General features: G+C 38.8%; 12 protein-coding genes and 3 tRNA genes. 1 reads left to right on the top strand and 14 read right to left on the bottom strand.

Annotated elements, in window-relative coordinates; translation table 11 throughout:
• Positions 1-83: 83 nt before the first annotated feature.
• Entirely contained in the window at positions 84-3,311 is a 3,228-nt protein-coding gene (locus tag HL41_RS08625) for a PDZ domain-containing protein (protein WP_038061954.1), read from the bottom strand.
• 252 nt (positions 3,312-3,563) lie between these two features.
• Here HL41_RS08625 and rpsO point away from each other — a divergent pair, with 252 nt between their 5' ends.
• Complete coding sequence (rpsO, locus tag HL41_RS08620; RefSeq protein WP_038061951.1) at positions 3,564-3,833, top strand: 30S ribosomal protein S15; 270 nt, start codon at positions 3,564-3,566, stop codon at positions 3,831-3,833.
• Between the two features lie 84 nt (positions 3,834-3,917).
• Here the strand turns inward: rpsO and rpoC are convergent, their stop codons facing one another.
• The 13 genes from rpoC to HL41_RS08555 form a co-directional block, all read right to left on the bottom strand.
• Positions 3,918-7,979 (bottom strand): DNA-directed RNA polymerase subunit beta', encoded by a 4,062-nt coding sequence (gene rpoC / locus HL41_RS08615; protein WP_038061948.1) that lies wholly within the window; start codon positions 7,977-7,979, stop codon positions 3,918-3,920.
• Between the two features lie 24 nt (positions 7,980-8,003).
• Positions 8,004-12,092: a DNA-directed RNA polymerase subunit beta gene (rpoB, locus tag HL41_RS08610; RefSeq protein WP_038061945.1), complete on the bottom strand. Its 4,089-nt coding sequence runs from the start codon at positions 12,090-12,092 to the stop codon at positions 8,004-8,006.
• A 114-nt stretch (positions 12,093-12,206) separates the two neighbouring features.
• Positions 12,207-12,599 (bottom strand): 50S ribosomal protein L7/L12, encoded by a 393-nt coding sequence (rplL, locus tag HL41_RS08605; RefSeq protein WP_038061942.1) that lies wholly within the window; start codon positions 12,597-12,599, stop codon positions 12,207-12,209.
• A gap of 40 nt (positions 12,600-12,639) precedes the next feature.
• Positions 12,640-13,167 carry a 50S ribosomal protein L10 gene (rplJ, locus tag HL41_RS08600; RefSeq protein WP_038061939.1) on the bottom strand — a complete coding sequence of 176 codons (528 nt, stop codon included), beginning with the start codon at positions 13,165-13,167 and terminating at the stop codon, positions 12,640-12,642.
• 160 nt (positions 13,168-13,327) lie between these two features.
• Entirely contained in the window at positions 13,328-14,050 is a 723-nt protein-coding gene (rplA, locus tag HL41_RS08595) for a 50S ribosomal protein L1 (RefSeq protein ID WP_038061936.1), read from the bottom strand.
• An 11-nt stretch (positions 14,051-14,061) separates the two neighbouring features.
• Entirely contained in the window at positions 14,062-14,487 is a 426-nt protein-coding gene (gene rplK, locus HL41_RS08590) for a 50S ribosomal protein L11 (protein ID WP_038061933.1), read from the bottom strand.
• A 15-nt stretch (positions 14,488-14,502) separates the two neighbouring features.
• A complete protein-coding gene (nusG, locus tag HL41_RS08585; RefSeq protein ID WP_038061930.1) occupies positions 14,503-15,030 on the bottom strand; it encodes a transcription termination/antitermination protein NusG in 528 nt (175 codons plus the stop codon).
• A gap of 1 nt (position 15,031) precedes the next feature.
• Positions 15,032-15,253 carry a preprotein translocase subunit SecE gene (gene secE / locus HL41_RS08580; protein ID WP_038061927.1) on the bottom strand — a complete coding sequence of 74 codons (222 nt, stop codon included), beginning with the start codon at positions 15,251-15,253 and terminating at the stop codon, positions 15,032-15,034.
• A 27-nt stretch (positions 15,254-15,280) separates the two neighbouring features.
• A tRNA-Trp gene (locus tag HL41_RS08575) sits at positions 15,281-15,357 on the bottom strand.
• 4 nt (positions 15,358-15,361) lie between these two features.
• The gene (rpmG, locus tag HL41_RS08570) at positions 15,362-15,532 is read right to left on the bottom strand and encodes a 50S ribosomal protein L33 (protein WP_038061924.1); all 171 of its coding nucleotides are present in this window, start codon (positions 15,530-15,532) and stop codon (positions 15,362-15,364) included.
• 23 nt (positions 15,533-15,555) lie between these two features.
• Positions 15,556-16,755, bottom strand: coding sequence for an elongation factor Tu (gene tuf / locus HL41_RS08565; protein WP_038549660.1), 1,200 nt, complete (start codon positions 16,753-16,755; stop codon positions 15,556-15,558).
• Positions 16,756-16,791: 36 nt separating this feature from the next.
• Positions 16,792-16,867, bottom strand: a tRNA-Thr gene (locus HL41_RS08560).
• A gap of 19 nt (positions 16,868-16,886) precedes the next feature.
• Positions 16,887-16,959, bottom strand: a tRNA-Gly gene (locus tag HL41_RS08555).
• Positions 16,960-16,967: the final 8 nt, after the last annotated feature.

Below are 16,967 nucleotides of genomic sequence, written 5' to 3'. Positions count from 1 at the left end.
ATCTTTAGTTATAAGCTATGTTTAGAAGTATAATAAACCTTCAACAAAAGTCAAGGCTAAAGTGGGCTTTCGCATAATCTAACTTATAGCTGAGGGTTTTCTTTAGCTTTAGCAAGTTTTTCCAACTCCTCTTCTATTTCCTTTATACGCTTTATAGTCTTAGCCATATATTCTTTTTGTGTAGCTACAGCCTTAAAGTATAGATCTAAGTTCTTTTCAAACTCTTTCATCTTCTTCCAATGGATAAAGATCGTGGTTACATCATACCCAGTATTAACCAAATGATATAAAGTTTTGGTCAATTTCTTGGTGTAATCTCCTATACCAGGGAGGGCATTTACTGCTTTAACCAATCCTTCTGCTATATCTTCCCAGGTTTTGGGATCCATCGAGGCCCAATCTGTAAAATCTTTAGTATCCAAAAGTTGTTGAAATTTTTCAATTTCTTTTACCCTATTTGGATATTTAGAAAATTCATATTTTATATTTTCAAAAATGTTTTCCTGGATCATATCTAACATAACTTCTTTAAATCTGGCTTCACTGCTTGAAATAGCCCTTTCAGTCTTTTCCCTCCACCTTTCAAACTCTTTAGTATTTTCCATGATAATCTTGGTTAACTGGTCTAAGTTGGTTTTCGCAAGCTCAAGTTTATGTCTTAGGTCTGCCAACTCTTCTCTAAGTTTACGCTCATCAGGCAAAAGTCTTTCTTTCTTGATTTGTTTATCCTTTTCAGTCTTAGGTTTTAAATCTTCAGGTTTAGGCTTTAAAGCTGCTACATCTATGAAAGAAGGTTTTTTGGGGTTTAATTGAACCAATTCCTGTTCTATTCTCTTGTAATCTAACGGGTTATTTCTATAACTGTTTAAAAGTTCGTTAAGTTTTTGCAAGGACTCTTTTATCTTAGCTTCTTTAACCTTAGCCTCAGTTAAAATTTGCTGGTACTTTTCTGGGTCAACATCTTTATAACCTTCTGCTACCTTTAAATCTTTTTTCAATTTCACATATTCATCAAGATTAGCCCCGACGACTTCTAAAGTTTTTTGAGTAAAAACTCCTTGAGAGCCTACTGGTAAAGAACTAAGTTTAGGACTAACTGTAGGAGGTATTTTAATCCCTAAGCTCCCAAGGTCGATATGACCAACCATAGCTTGAGCACTTTTTTCAGCAAGGGCTCTGGCAGCCTCAAGGTCGCCTGCAAGGGCTGAAGCTACAGCCTTTTCAGCTAAAGCTGAGCTTGCTGCAAGCTGATGAAGTGCATCTTTGGTTTCTATATACTTTCCCTGTATCCAAGCATTACTTTTTTCAGTATAGTCTATACCTCCTCCATGGTTTTCAACAAAAAAGGAAAAGGTATCTCTTGTTTTTGAAGAATAAAAGGCGGCTACTGTAGTTCCAGTAACCCCATCAAGGCTTTCTAACTCTACTTTTTGGTAATGCGGCAAGGTTACCTTAAGACCATTGACATGAATCCATCTGGCTAAAGCTATTATCTTCTGAACCTCTCGCATAGTATGAAGAGAAGGAAATATCTGAGCAAATTCTTCGTATCTTTCTGTTAATGTTTGTGAATATTCTTTTAAGATCTCATTATACCAAGAAGGCATACCTGAAGATAGACTTTCACTACCAATTTTAACCTCAGATTTCCCAAAATAAATCGCTGATTTATCTTGACTAACCTTTAACTCAACTCTCCCAGGAAAAAGCCAGTATCTATCAAAACCACTTTGCATCATCTGAAACTCTTTGCCTTTTCCCTTTTCCTCAGCTTTTTTACTGAGGTAAGCCACAAAAGGATCAAAATCTTTAAGAGTCGCTGTCTCAGGGTTTATTGTGGTTAAGTATTTTAAAGTATAGTCTGCATAAAAGAAAATTTTAGCCATATATGTATCCGAGGGAAGGTTATAGTAAGTAGGCTTAACTTCAATCGCCGGCAGTCTAAAACGCTTTTTTAGAAAAGTATCACTTAAAACAAGGTTATTTATTAAAAAATCTATAAGGAACTCTGATTGGATTTTTTCTACTCTTTTATTAGCAAATTCGCTTAGTTCTAAGTCTATTTTGCCTGTTTTTGGGGCTCTTCTTAATAGATCATTTATGGTATGTTCGTCTACCCCAATACCTTTAAAAAGGTTTACGTAAAAAAGAAATAGTAATCTCCGAGTGGCTTCCCAATTATCTATCTGACCGGTATTAAACAAAGTCCTTATTTTTTCAAAATCCTCTATAAGTCCCATTGTTTCGTAAACTTGTCTAAACCAGTGTCCCGCATTTTCCATACCATACGCTTCTGCAAACTTCTGAAATCCCCACCATTCCACCACAGCCTGCCCATACTTACCCTCAAATCCTAACGCCTTAAAGACTTTAATGAAAAAACTTTGCAGATTAAAATACATCTCAAGCTGCTCTTTGCTGTCAAACCTCCAATTTTTTGATTTTGGATCCCACCTAAGATAAGCATTAAATTCCTCTGGGGTTATAGAAAATTTCTTAAGCCTTGCTAAAAGTATCTGTTTTTCTGGCAGCTGGTTATCAGAATATAAAATCTCTTTAAAAATACTTGACAACCAGTTAGTCCCATAACTTGGGTCTCTACTAACCCTTGAGATCTCTTTATCAAAAATATTTTTTATCTCTTTTAACGCCCTTTCTGTGTTTGGGGTTGGGTCTAAAGAAAAAGATGGATAGGGATATTTCAAAGCCTCGTCTAATATCTGAAAATAAGGTAGAGGACCAGTTTTATACCTGTCATCATAATGTCCAACAAACGTAATCTCTCCGGTGTTTTTATCTATGAAAACTGCGTCTAAAACGTTGATAGAAGAAACTTTGGTAAATAAACTATCTTTTTCAGAAACTTCATAAACCTCCACTTTTTTGTTTGCCTTTTCTATCAACCTCTGCCCTGAATAACTATCAGAAGAAACTCTTTTTATTTCCTGAGGAGCTCTAACCACAACCCCTAAGTTTGGATTTTCCGGGTGTACATGGGTAGAAACATTAAAAATCTTGCCGTTTCTTAAAACTGACATCACGATGTTGGGGTTGTTCCCACTGAGAGTCCCTGATAAGACAAGAGTTTTTATGTTTTCTACAGAAACCGGCTGGTTGTTAATCGTTAAAATGATATCTCCTGGGTTTAATCCTGCTTTAGCGGCTGGAGATCCCGTTACCACGTTGATTACATAAACTCCTTCAGTTTTTAACAATTCTGACCTTACCTCCCTCTTAGCAAGAGCCCATGATACAAAAATCAAGTTTATCAAGATTAGAAGAACCAAAACCCAGATTCCTCTTTTAAACATCTTTGCACCTCTCTATTTTAATAAAAACCATAACAAACAGAATTGAAATATCAAAATAAAAACCTCATAAAATATCATTAAAAAATTTTTTCAACATTAAATTAACATTACTGCTAAAAAAATTTTAGACAAGAGGGCGATAGGCCAAACTTAGGTTTGTATTTTTTCAAAAATCAGTTATATTTAAGATAACTGCTTGGGGGTGGAATAAGCCTTCCCCAGGCTTAAAAATACAAAAAGGAGGTTGAGTGTATGCCTTTAGACCCGGAGTTAAAGCAAGAGATCATCCAAACTTTCCAGCGTCACCCCAACGACACAGGTTCTCCAGAGGTTCAGATTGCCTTGCTAACCGCAAGGATAAAACAACTGGAGGAACACCTAAAAACTCATCGCAAAGACTTTCATTCAAGAAGAGGTCTTATGAAGTTGATCGGTCAGAGAAGGGCTCTTTTAAACTATCTTAAAAGAACAGATTTTAACAGATATCAGATTTTGCTTCAGAAAATAGGACTTAAAAAGTAAGCTCAAAAATTCAATCCTTTAAAAACAAATAAAAAAGGGAGGGTTTTTGAAACCCTCCCTTTTTTATTTAAAGTCTATTTGGTCTTACAGCCATCCTTTTTCTTCGTAAACAATCCTTCCTGTCCCTGCAGGAATTAACCTTCCAATGATTACGTTTTCTTTTAGTCCCTTTAGATAGTCTACCTTACCGGCAATAGAGGCCTCGGTAAGAACTCTCGTAGTTTCCTGGAAGGAGGCAGCAGACAACCAGGAATCAGTAAGCAAGGCTGCTTTTGTTATACCAAGGATTACAGGTTCGGCTACTGCTGGTTTACCTCCAGTAGCTATGATTTTTTCGTTTTCCTCTTCAAACTTAACCTTATCCACATACTCACCGATCATAAAATTGGTATCGCCTGGGTCTTTTATTTTCACTTTTTTAAGCATCTGTTTTACGATAACCTCAAAGTGTTTGTCGTTTATCTTAACACCTTGAAGTCTGTAAACTTCCTGAATCTCTTCAACCAAAAACCTTGCAACCCCTTTAACTCCTTTAACTTTTAGGATATCGTGAGGGTTAGGAGAACCTTCCACCAAAGGATCTCCAGCTTTAACCACATCGCCTTCTCTTACCAAAATATGTTTACCTTTAGAGATATAGTACTCTAAAGGCTCTCCTACCTCAGGTTGAATAACTATCTTTTTCTTACCTCTGGCTTCTTTTTCAAACACTACCGTTCCATCGATCTCAGTGATAGTAGCATACTCTTTAGGTTTACGTGCTTCAAATAAATCGGTAACCTTAGGAAGACCTCCGGTAATGTCTTTAGCTTTCAAAGTTTCTCGAGGAATTCTTGCGATGATATCTCCTGCCTTTACCATCTCTCCTTCTTGAACGCTGATGATAGCTCCTACCGGTAGCTCATATCTGGCTTTACCTCTTCCGTCTGGAAGGTCGATGGTTCTTCCTTTCTCATCTTTGATAGAAATCCTTGGTCTATAGTCGGTAAGTTTGTAGTCTCTTACGATAATACTTGCTCTACCGGTGGTTACGTCTATCTTTTCATCAACCGTTACCCCGTCTATGATATCTCCAAACTTTACCCTTCCAGAAACTTCGGCGATGATAGGTGTGGTATAAGGATCCCATTCTACCAAGAGGTCTCCAGGTTTTACCTCTTGACCTTCTTCTACTTTAATCTTAGCACCATAGGTGACTGGATATTTTTCTAAAATCCTACCGTCAGGAGACACGATAGCAATCTCTCCTTGTCTGTTTAAAGCCACTAAAGTACCATCTTCCCTTCTAACCAGTCTTAAATTAAGAAACTTTATCAAACCTCTTGACTGAGCTCTGTGTTCGCTTTGTTCTAAAGCCTTACCTACCGCACCTCCGATGTGGAAGGTTCTCATCGTAAGCTGAGTTCCAGGTTCTCCAATAGACTGAGCGGCAATAATCCCTACGGCTTCTCCTATTTCCACCAACTTTCCAGTAGCAAGGTCTCTTCCATAACACTTTCTACAAACTCCATGCTTTGCCTCACAGGTAAGCACAGACCTTATCATGACCTTCTCTATTCCTGCTTCTTTAAGCTTTTTAACCCCTTCTTCATCTATTTCTTGATTAGCTTCGATCAATACCTCTCCTGTAATAGGGTCTAAAATATCTTCTAAGGCAACCCTTCCCAACACTCTATCCCAAACAGGTTCGATAATCTCACCTGCCTCAATAAGATGACCTACCTCTATACCATCTATGGTTCCACAATCTTCTTCAGTTACCACACAGTCTTGAGCAACATCTACTAATTTTCTTGTTAAATATCCGGCATTAGCGGTTTTTAAAGCTGTGTCTGCAAGTCCTTTACGGGCTCCATGGGTAGACACAAAGTATTCCAAAACTGAAAGCCCTTCTCTGAAATTACTTTTAATCGGTGTTTCAATAATTTCTCCAGAGGGTTTAGCCATCAAACCTCTCATACCAGCAAGCTGCCTTATCTGATCTTTAGAACCACGAGCTCCAGAAAAGGCCATGATGTAGACTGGGTTAAAGCTGGGACCTATCACTTTCTCTCCGTTAGGCCCGATATATTCCTTGGTTTCCATTTCTTTAATCATCTCTTCAGTAACACGCTCAGTAGCATTAGACCATATATCTATTGCTTTGTTATACCTTTCACTCTCGGTGATCAAACCTTCTCTATACTGCTCCCAGATCTCTGCAATCTTTCTATCTGCCTCAGCCAAAATTTCCGCTTTTTTCTTAGGAATGGTAAGATAATCCACAGAAATAGAAAGAGCAGCTTCAGTAGCTTGTGCAAACCCCAAATCTTTTAATTTATCCGCAAAAATTACTGTTTTCTTAATACCTGCTCTACGATAAGAAATGTCTATCAACTTTTGAAGCTCTTTTTTGGTCAATGGTTTATTATACTCTTCAAAAGGAATCTCTTCGGGAACGATGGTCGAAAACAGGACTCTACCTACCGTTGTATCTAAAAGTTTACCATCAATCCTTACCTTTATCTTCGCTTGTAGATGGACAGCTCCTGTCTGATATGCAAGGATCACCTCATCTTTATCTCTAAAAACTTTACCTTCTCCCTTCGCAAAAGGACGTTCTAACGTCATGTAGTAAATTCCTAAAACCATATCTTGGGTAGGATAAACTACAGGAATACCGTTTGCAGGAAGAAGGATGTTGTTGGTTGAAAGAATAAGAACTCTATTTTCTATCTGCGCCTCTACCGAAAGCGGAACATGCACAGCCATCTGGTCTCCGTCAAAGTCAGCGTTATAAGCTACACAGACCAGTGGATGTAGCTGGATGGCCTTTGTGTCTATCAACACTGGTTCAAAGGCCTGAATACCTAACCTATGCAAAGTAGGAGCACGGTTTAACATTACCGGATATTCTTTTACGATCTCATCAAGGGCATCCCAAACTGCAGGATGTTCCTCTTCCACCAACCTTTTAGCGGTTTTGATGTTGGTAGCATATCCATGCTTTTCTAACCAACCATAAATATAGGGTTTAAAAAGTTCTAAAGCCATCTTCTTAGGCAAACCACACTGATACATTCGTAACTCAGGACCTGCGGTAATAACAGACCTACCTGAAAAATCCACTCTTTTACCTAAAAGATTCTGTCTAAATCTGCCTTGTTTACCCTTAAGAATATCAGAAAGACTTTTTAAAGGCCTTCTATTAGGCCCCATCACAGGACGTCCTCTTCTTCCGTTATCAAAAAGGGCATCAACAGCCTCTTGTAACATCCTCTTTTCGTTTTTCAAAATTATTTCAGGAGCATCAAGGTCTATCAACTTTTTAAGTCTCACGTTACGGTTGATAACCCTTCTGTAAAGGTCGTTTAAGTCTGAGGTAGCAAATCTACCTCCCTCTAAAGGTACTAAAGGCCTCAACTCAGGTGGAATAACTGGTATAACCTTTAAAATCATCCATTCAGGCCTATTACCTGACTGTTTAAATGCTCTAGCTATCTGAAGTCTTTTACCAAGTTTCTTTCTGCGAGCCTCACTGTGGGTGGTTTGAAGTTCTATCTGGATGTCCTGAATAAGTTTGTCAAGGTCTATGTTTCTTAAAAGCTCATAAATAGCTGAAGCCCCTGTATCAGCTACTATCTGGTCTCCATACATCTCTTTTAAAGCGGAGTATTTATCTTCAGTAAGAATGGTACCCACAGGAAATTCTTCTACTTGACTTTCTATGACTACATATCTTTCTAAATAAAGAATAGATTCTACTTCTTTAAGTGTCATGTTGAGTAAAAGACCTATTTTAGAGGGAATACTTCTTAAATACCAAATATGAGCTACCGGTGCAGCCAACTCAATATGTCCCATTCTTTCTCTTCTAACCTTGCTCTGGATAACCTCAACCCCGCACTTCTCACAGATAACCCCTCTATGTTTCATTCCGCGATACTTACCACAAAGACACTCATAATCCCTAATAGGACCAAAAATTTTAGCACAAAATAAACCATCCTTTTCAGGCTTCAAAGTCCTATAGTTAATCGTCTCTGGTTTTTTAACCTCTCCGTAGCTCCATTCTCTTATTTTTTCAGGAGAGGCTAATCCTATTTTTAATGCCCTTATTTTCATTACATCTTTAGGTTTTTCTAAAATAGAAAGGAGTTCTTTCATTATATAAACACCCCCTTTTGTTTTTTATTCTTCTATAGTTTCTATATCAAGGCAAAGACCTTGTAACTCTTTGGTTAACACCTTAAAGCTTTCAGGCATACCTCCTTCTAAGAAGTTTTTACCTTTAACCAGTTTTTCATACATCTTGGTACGTCCTTCTACATCGTCACTTTTAACCGTAAGGAACTCATGAAGAGTATAAGCAGCTCCATAAGCCTCTATAGCCCAGACTTCCATCTCTCCCAATCTCTGCCCACCGAACTGAGATTTTCCTCCAAGGGGTTGCTGGGTTATTAAGGAGTAAGGCCCAGTAGAACGAGCATGGATCTTATCATCAACCAAGTGATGAAGTTTTAACATATACATATAACCTACGGTTACCGGTTCAGAGAAAGGTTCTCCTGTCATACCATTATAAAGAACAGTAGTTCCACTTTCATTTAACCCAGCTAAAGACAACCACTTTTTAATCTCTTCCTCCTTAGCCCCTGCAAAAACAGGAGTAGCAATAGGAATTCCATCCGCAAAACCTTTAGCAAGCTCTAATATTTCTTCATCAGTCTTACCTTCTACTAACTTCTCATATTCGTCTTCATAAAAAATCTCTTTTAAAAGCGCCTTTACACTTTCTACCTGATATTCTTGAGCCAATTTGCTTAACTTCTTACCTAACTCCTTACAAGCCCATCCCAGATGGGTTTCAAGAAGCTGACCTATGTTCATACGAGAAGGAACACCTAAAGGTGAAAGGATCATATCTACCGGAGTTCCGTCAGGCAAATAGGGCATGTCCTCGATAGGAACGATTTTAGAAACCACACCTTTGTTTCCATGTCTTCCTGCCATCTTATCTCCTGGCTGAAGCTTTCTCTTCATGGCTACATAAACCTTCACCACCTTTAAAACACCAGGGGGCAGTTCATCTCCTTTCTTTATCCTATTAATGTGTGTTTCATACTCTTCTATAATCTCTTTTCTCCTCTTTTCATAAGCTTTTATAATCTCAGAAACTACCTCTTTTTTAGCCGAGGGAACTATATCTTTCAACTTAGTTAACAGAGAAGTAGGCAAAGTCTTAAGTTTCTCTAAGGTCAAAGCCTCTCCCTTGTTGATAAAAACCTGCCCCTCTCTTTCAAGCTCAGCAGTAGCTACCTCTCCATTTAAAACATAAGCCAATCTGTTTACTGTATATCTAAAAAGAACTTCTAAAACAGCTGCTTGGTTTCTCAAAAGTTTAGCTATAGTTTCATCTTCCTTTTGTTTAGCTCTTGCATCTTTTTCTATACCTTTTCGGGTAAGAATCTTGGTATCTATTACAATACCTTCTATACCTGCAGGAACTCTTAAAGAAGTGTCTTTTACATCTTTTGCTTTTTCTCCAAAAATAGCTCTTAAAAGTTTTTCCTCAGGAGTAAGAGTTGTCTCTCCTTTAGGGGTTACCTTCCCTACTAAAATATCTCCAGGTTTTACATAACTCCCTATTTTTATTATACCGCTTTCATCAAGATTGGTTAAAAGTTCTTCACTTACGTTAGGGAGATCCCTTGTAATTTCTTCTCTTCCAAGCTTAGTCTCCCTGGCAACACATTCAAACTCCTCTATATGAATAGAGGTAAAAACATCGTCTCTCACCAACCTTTCAGAAATGATGATAGAGTCCTCAAAATTATAACCTCTCCAAGGCATAAAAGCTACCAAAACATCTTTACCCAACGCTAATTCTCCTTGGCTAATAGAGGGCCCGTCTGCCAAAATCTCTCCTTTTTTAACCCTCTGTCCTGGTTTCACGATAGGTCTTTGTGAAAAGCAAGTATTCTGGTTAGACTTTTTCCATTTAATTAACTCATAAATTTTTACTTCAGGAAGCTCTCCTTCTTTAGGATCATATTTTACCACTATCCGGGTGCTGTCTACATCTTCAACCACACCATCAGCTTCTGCCACTACCACCATACCTGAGTTTAAAGCCACCACCTTTTCCATACCAGAACCGACCAAAGGAGCCTTAGTTTTTATCAAAGGGACAGCCTGTCGTTGCATGTTAGATCCCATAAGTGCACGGTTAGCGTCATCATGTTCAAGGAAGGGGATCAAAGAACTGGAAATACTAACCACCTGAGCAGGTATAAGGTCTATCAAATCAACCTCGTCCCTATGAGCTATAACGAACTCTCCGTTTTTTCTGGCAGGAACATATTCATCCAAAATATTTCCTTGTTTATCCAGTCTAATAGTAGATTGAGCTATAACCAAATCTTTTTCTTCAGCAGCATTCAAGTAAATTACTTGATCTGTAACCCTACCATCTTTAACCATTCTATATGGTGTTTCTAAAAATCCATAAGGATTGGTCTGGGCAAACGTGGTAGGAGAAACAATCAAACCGATGTTTGGACCTTCAGGGGTTTCGATAGGACAGATCCTTCCATAATGACTGGGATGAACGTCTCTAACCTCAAAACCTGCCCTTTCTCTGGTCAAACCACCTGGTCCTAAAGCAGAAAGTCTTCTTTTATGGGTAAGCATGGAGAGAACGTTAGTTTGGTCCATAAACTGAGAAAGCTGACCCTGGGCAAAAAATTCTTTTACCGCACCCACAACAGGCTTGCTGTTTATAAGCTCTACAGGGGTTATCTCCTCAAGTTCTTGAAGTTGGAGTTTTTCTTTTATCGCCCTTTCCATCCGCATAAGACCTATAAGAAACTGATTTTCTACCAATTCTCCTACTGCTCTAACCCTTCTGTTGGAAAGACTGTCTATATCGTCTCCTTCTTCCTCTCTTTCCCTAAGTCTTATCAATTCCTTTAAAATGGCTATCACGTCTTGCCTAGTAAGTACCCTTTGAGTAATTGGAATATCTAAGTTTAAACGTAGGTTGATTTTATAACGGCCTATTTCTGAAAGGTCATAAGTCTCAGGGTCAAAAAAGAGAGACCTAAAGTAAGCCTCTGCCACTTCATAACTTACAGGGCTTGAAGGACGCATTTTTCTATAGATTTCGATAAGAGCCTCTTCCCTGTTTTTTGCTTTATCACTTTTTAAAGCCTCTCTCACAGAAGAAGTATAGTAATGAGGATCTATAAAAAGAACTTTTACCTCGTTTATACCTTTCTCTCTAAGTAAATCTAATTTTTCCTTAGTTATTTCCTGGTTGGTCTCTAAAAGAACCTCACCAGTACCTGCTGGGTCTACCACATCTTTAGCACAAATCTTACCTATCAGGGCTTCGTCAGTCAATTTTATAGAGGTAATACCTAACCTTTTTAGTTTTTTTATCAACCCTGCGGTAATAACCTTGCCTTTTTTTAAGATAACCTCTCCGGTCTCTGGATTAACGATATCAAAATCTGCTTTTTGGCCTGCTAAAAGTTCGTAATCTAAAACTCTTTCTACACCTTCCTCTAAGATTAAGTAAGTCTCTGTAGGATAAAAGATAGATAAAATTTCTTCCTCAGTCATTCCCATAGCCTTAAGAAAAACAGTAGCTAAAATGTTTTTTCTTTTGTCTATTCTTACAAAAAATCTCCCTTTATAATCATAAATAAAGTCTAACCAAGACCCTTTAACCGGAATAACTCTTGCAATATAGGTTAACCTACCTGCTTTAGCATGAGTTTTTTCTTTTTCAAAGACAACACCAGGAGAACGCTGAAGTTGATTGACAATAGCACGTTCTGTCCCATTTATGATAAACCTTCCGTCTTCAGTCATCAAAGGAATGGTGCCAAAATATACCTCTTGCTCTTTAACATCTTTAATACTCTTTATACCAGTTTCTGGGTCTAAGTCATAGGTTACCAACCTTACCTTTAATTTCATCGGAGCTTCATAGGTTAAACCTTTATCTTTAGCCTCTTCCGGGGTATATTCTGGTTCTAAAATTTTATAATCTATATATTCTAAAACCGCTGTCTCAGAGTAATCTCTTATCGGAAATACTGATTTAAAACACCTATGAATACCTACGTCTAGTCTGTTTTCTGGAGGGGTTTTGGCCTGTAAAAACTTCTCATAGGATTCCTTAGGTATTTTTAAAAGATTAGGTACTTCTTGGATCTGTTTTGTTTTAGCAAAACTTTTACGAATAGATACATTCCTTTGGTTGTTTAGCATTTTTATGATCCCCTCCCCGGATTTTTATAAATGACAAAAAGGGTTTCCCCAAAAATAGGGGAAACCCTTTGAAAAAGTAGATTTTAGAAAATAAAGTTTTAAACTATGCAAGGCTTACTTGATTTCTACTTTGGCACCTACTTCTTCTAATTTTTTCTTAATCTCTTCTGCTTCGTTCTTGCTAACGCCAGTTTTTACTGGCTTGGGCGCACTTTCAACTAAATCCTTAGCCTCTTTTAACCCTAATCCTGTAATTTCCCTTACCACCTTGATTACATTAATCTTGTTGGCACCAGCTTCAGTCAAAATTACATCAAATTCTGTTTTTTCCTCAGCTGGAGCAGCTTCAGCAGAAGCACCAGCCACAGCACCCACAGCTGCCACAGCTGCCACAGGAGCAGCCGCAGTTACACCAAACTTCTCCTCCAACTCTTTGATGAATTGAGAAAGTTCTAAAACAGTCATGTTGGCGATAAACTCGATGACTTCCTCTTTGGTTACTGGCATTTCCTAATCCCTCCTTTTGCTTTTTTTCTATTTTTAAATTTTACTCACCTTTTGCCTTCTTTTCTTCAATAGCCTTAAGCACATAAAGGAAATTCCTGATAATAGCCGCCAACACTCCAACAAAGTTGGACACTGGAGCCTGTATAGTACCAAGAACCTGAGCCAACAAAACCTCTCTTGGAGGAAGTTTAACTAAATCTTCAATGTATTCAGGTTTATAACCTTTGCCCTGTATTACAAAACCTTTTATTTGTAAAGATGGATGTTTTTTTACAAAATCGTTTAAAACCTTAGCAATCTCTACCGGGTCTTGATATGCAAAAACCAAAGCTGTAGGCCCTTCGATATAATCGTTTATAGGTTTAAAATCTGTATTTTCAGAGGCAATCCTGATAAGTGTATTTTTAATAACCCTAAATTCGCCTCCCTTTTCCCTGATAAGTTTTCTTATTTCATTGCTCTCAGCTACCGTAAATCCTTTAAAAGAAGTTACAAAAACCCCCTGCGACTTAACAAATTTCTCTTTTACATCTTTAATGATTTCTGCCTTACGAGCTCGGGTAAGCAATTCTATACCTCCTTAAAAAATTTAAACACCTGAAAGGGTACCCTTTCGCCTATAGTAGGCTGAGGAAGCTTCCTCATTTAAGCCAAAATGGCACCTACTAATCTTTGGCCCCAAGAGATACCCTGCTCTTGAAGGACCTCAAGGGGCACAAACCTCTAAATTAATCTCCAGAATATCTCTGGATTAAATTTTTTACCTCGTTAGGGTCAACCTTAATGCCAGGGCCCATCGTAGTAGAGATAGCAATACTCTTTATATATTGTCCCTTGGCTGCAGGAGGCTTAGCCTTTAATAAAGCTTCAAAAAATGCAGCCATGTTTTCCAAAATTTTCTTTTCACCAAAAGAAACCTTACCTACAGGAACATGAACCACCGCACCTCTATCTACCTTAAAATCAACCTTACCTGCCTTAATGTCTTTTACCGCTTTAGCCACATCAAAAGTTACTGTCCCTGTCTTAGAGCTTGGCATAAGACCTCTTGGCCCTAAGATTTTACCTAACTTACTAACAGCAGGCATCATATCTGGAGTAGCTATTACTTTATCGAACTCAAGCCAATTTTCTTTTTGAATTTTTTCAATAAGATCTTCGTCACCTACATAATCTGCACCAGCCTCTAAAGCTTCTTTAGCTTTATCTCCTTTAGCAAAAACTAATACCCGAGGTGTTTTTCCTGTTCCATGAGGCAAAACCACAGACCCTCTAACCATTTGGTCTGCATGCCTTGGGTCAACTCCCAATTTTACCGCCACCTCTACCGTTTCATCAAAATTAGCATAAGCTGTATCTAAAGCAAGTTTAACCGCCTCTTCAAAGGTATATTTTTTCGTTCTATCAACTTTAGCCAAAGCCTCTCTATACTTCTTACCATGCTTAGCCATACCACCTCTCCTTAATCTACGATTTGAACTCCCATACTTCTGGCTGTGCCTTCTATAGTCCTAATAGCAGCCTCTAAAGATGCTGCCGTAAGATCTTTCATCTTCATTTTAGCTATCTCTTCTAACTGTTTACGAGTAATCTTACCTACTATCTCCTTACCAGGAGCATGAGCTCCTGTTTCGATACCGATCGCTTTTTTAATAAGCACCGAAGCAGGCGGAGTCTTCAACTCAAAAGTAAAAGAACGGTCTGCATAAACAGTAATCACCACAGGAATAATATAACCTTCCTGTCCGCGGGTCTTTTCGTTAAACGCCTTAACAAACTCCATGATATTAACACCATGCTGACCCAACGCCGGACCAACAGGTGGTGCCGGAGTAGCTTGACCTGCAGGAAGTTGTAATTTTATTTGTGCTATTACTTTTTTAGCCATACCTCTCTATCCCCCTTAAATCTTCTGTAAATAAGCAAACTCTATTTCTACAGGAGTCTCTCTTCCAAATATACTTACCAGCACCTTAACCTTACCTTTGTCAGGCTTAACCTCATCTACCACCCCTATAAAGTTGGCAAAAGGCCCTTCCGTAATCCTAACTCTATCACCTTGAGTAAATTGATAACGAGGTTTAGGCTTTATTTCTTCTACTACCAACTGAGAAATAAGCTTTTCAACCTCTTCGGTTCTAAAAACATAAAGCCTATCCCCACCTATCACATCAAGAACACCTTCAAGCCTCTTTATCTCTTCTTTTAACTCTTCATCTATTTCACCTAGCATCAAAAAGTATCCAGAATAAAAAAACTTAACAAATTGCTTCTCCGGAGAAAAAGTAACCTCTATCTCCTTTGAAGGAGGTACAAAAAAGCGTTCTACCTTATTAGACATTCCCTTGCGGGACAAAAGTTCTTCTACCATAGCTTTAACCTTTTCTTCCCACCCAGACCAAACCTGTACTGAATACCAAACTTTAGCCACCTTACCTCACCAAAATAGAGATTATGAAGTTATATATTATATCCAAAATTCCTAAATATGCACCTATAAAAAGACTAAAAATCACCACCATCAACGTTCCCATAAAAACCTGTTTCTTAGGAGCCCACGTAATCTTTTTAGCTTCTATTTTAACCTCTTTTAAAAATCTTACCACCCTATCTTTAAAATTTTCTTTGTTTAAATCTTGATCTTTTAAAGCCATAAAAACCCTATCCTAAAAAATAAAAAATGGCAGGCCAGGAGGGACTTGAACCCCCAACCTTCGGATTTGGAGTCCGATGCTCTGCCAAGTTGAGCTACTGGCCTACCATTATTTTTTCACTTCCTTATGTATAGTATGTCTTCTATCCCAAGGACAATACTTTTTAAGCTCTAACCTATCAGGCGTATTTCTTCTGTTTTTGGTAGTAGTATAATTAATTCTTTTACATTCCGTGCACTGTAAATGAATAATTACCCTTGCCTCTCCCTTTTTAGCCATCTTTAAAAACCCCTATATTACTTTTACTCTATTATTTTAGTTACTACACCAGCACCAACAGTCCTTCCACCTTCTCTAATCGCAAACCTCAAACCCTCTTCCAACGCAACAGGCTTGATTAACTCAACCTCTAACTCCACATTGTCTCCTGGCATCACCATCTCAACCCCATCCGGTAACTTAACCACTCCTGTCACATCCGTTGTCCTAAAATAAAACTGAGGCCTATAACCATTAAAAAACGGTGTATGCCTTCCCCCCTCCTCCTTCTTCAACACATATACCTCTGCCTTAAACTTAGTATGTGGCTTAATAGTACCAGGCTTCGCCAAAACCTGACCCCTCTCTACCTCATCCTTACCCACTCCTCTCAACAACACCCCTATATTATCTCCTGGCAACGCCTCATCCAATATCTTCCTAAACATCTCCAAACTAGTCGCTACCGTCTTTATCGTAGGCCTAAGTCCTACTATCTCTACCTCCTCTCCAGGCCTAAGCACACCCCTCTCCACCTTACCTGTTACCACCGTACCTCTTCCAGATATACTAAACACGTCCTCTATAGGCATCAAAAACGGCTTATCCACATCCCTAACAGGCTCAGGTATATATTCATCCATCGCCTTCATCAACTCCCATATCCTACCACACCACTCACATTCCTCCTTACCACATCCACACTCAAGCGCCTTCAACGCACTACCCCTAATCACCGGTACCTCATCCCCTGGAAATCCATACTTGCTAAGTAACTCCCTAACCTCTAACTCCACCAAATCCAATAACTCTGCATCATCTACCATGTCTACCTTGTTCATAAATACCACCATCGCTGGAACGTTAACCTGCCTTGCAAGCAATACATGCTCCCTTGTCTGAGGCATTGGACCATCGGTAGCTGCCACAACCAATATAGATCCATCCATCTGCGCCGCACCAGTTATCATGTTCTTTATGTAGTCTGCGTGCCCAGGACAGTCTATATGGGCATAGTGCCTCTTATCACTCTCATACTCAACATGGGCAAGCTGAATCGTTATACCCCTTGCCTTCTCCTCAGGTGCCTTGTCTATCTGATCAAAAGGAATCCACTGCGCATATCCCTTCGTAGACAATACCCTTGTTATAGCACTGGTTAATGTGGTCTTACCATGGTCTATGTGCCCAATCGTCCCCACGTTTAAATGCGGCTTCTTCCTCTCAAACTTTTGCTTAGCCATCTTCCCTTCCTCCTATCCTAAAATAGGTTTAAAAACTGGAGCCCACGACCGGACTCGAACCGGTGACCTCTTCCTTACCAAGGAAGTGCTCTACCTCCTGAGCTACGTGGGCACCCAAACTTTTTTTCACGAGCGGGCGACGGGACTCGAACCCGCAACCCTCAGCTTGGAAGGCTGATGCTCTACCACTTGAGCTACGCCCGCTTTATTCT

It is taken from the genome of Thermodesulfobacterium commune DSM 2178, assembly GCF_000734015.1.
GTDB lineage: Bacteria > Desulfobacterota > Thermodesulfobacteria > Thermodesulfobacteriales > Thermodesulfobacteriaceae > Thermodesulfobacterium > Thermodesulfobacterium commune.
The sequence above is the reverse complement of the archived record's forward strand: the minus strand, read 5'-3'. Positions and strand labels throughout refer to the sequence as shown.

Bases quoted from the DNA above. Each gene is read 5' to 3' on its own strand.
- tuf (WP_038549660.1), bottom strand. From the start codon at position 16,755: ATGGCTAAGCAAAAGTTTGAGAGGAAGAAGCCGCATTTAAACGTGGGG.
- HL41_RS08625 (WP_038061954.1), bottom strand. From the start codon at position 3,311: ATGTTTAAAAGAGGAATCTGGGTTTTGGTTCTTCTAATCTTGATAAAC.
- rpoC (WP_038061948.1), bottom strand. From the start codon at position 7,979: ATGAAAGAACTCCTTTCTATTTTAGAAAAACCTAAAGATGTAATGAAA.
- rplL (WP_038061942.1), bottom strand. From the start codon at position 12,599: ATGCCAGTAACCAAAGAGGAAGTCATCGAGTTTATCGCCAACATGACT.
- rpsO (WP_038061951.1), top strand. From the start codon at position 3,564: ATGCCTTTAGACCCGGAGTTAAAGCAAGAGATCATCCAAACTTTCCAG.
- rplK (WP_038061933.1), bottom strand. From the start codon at position 14,487: ATGGCTAAAAAAGTAATAGCACAAATAAAATTACAACTTCCTGCAGGT.
- rpoB (WP_038061945.1), bottom strand. From the start codon at position 12,092: ATGCTAAACAACCAAAGGAATGTATCTATTCGTAAAAGTTTTGCTAAA.
- secE (WP_038061927.1), bottom strand. From the start codon at position 15,253: ATGGCTTTAAAAGATCAAGATTTAAACAAAGAAAATTTTAAAGATAGG.
- rpmG (WP_038061924.1), bottom strand. From the start codon at position 15,532: ATGGCTAAAAAGGGAGAGGCAAGGGTAATTATTCATTTACAGTGCACG.
- rplA (WP_038061936.1), bottom strand. From the start codon at position 14,050: ATGGCTAAGCATGGTAAGAAGTATAGAGAGGCTTTGGCTAAAGTTGAT.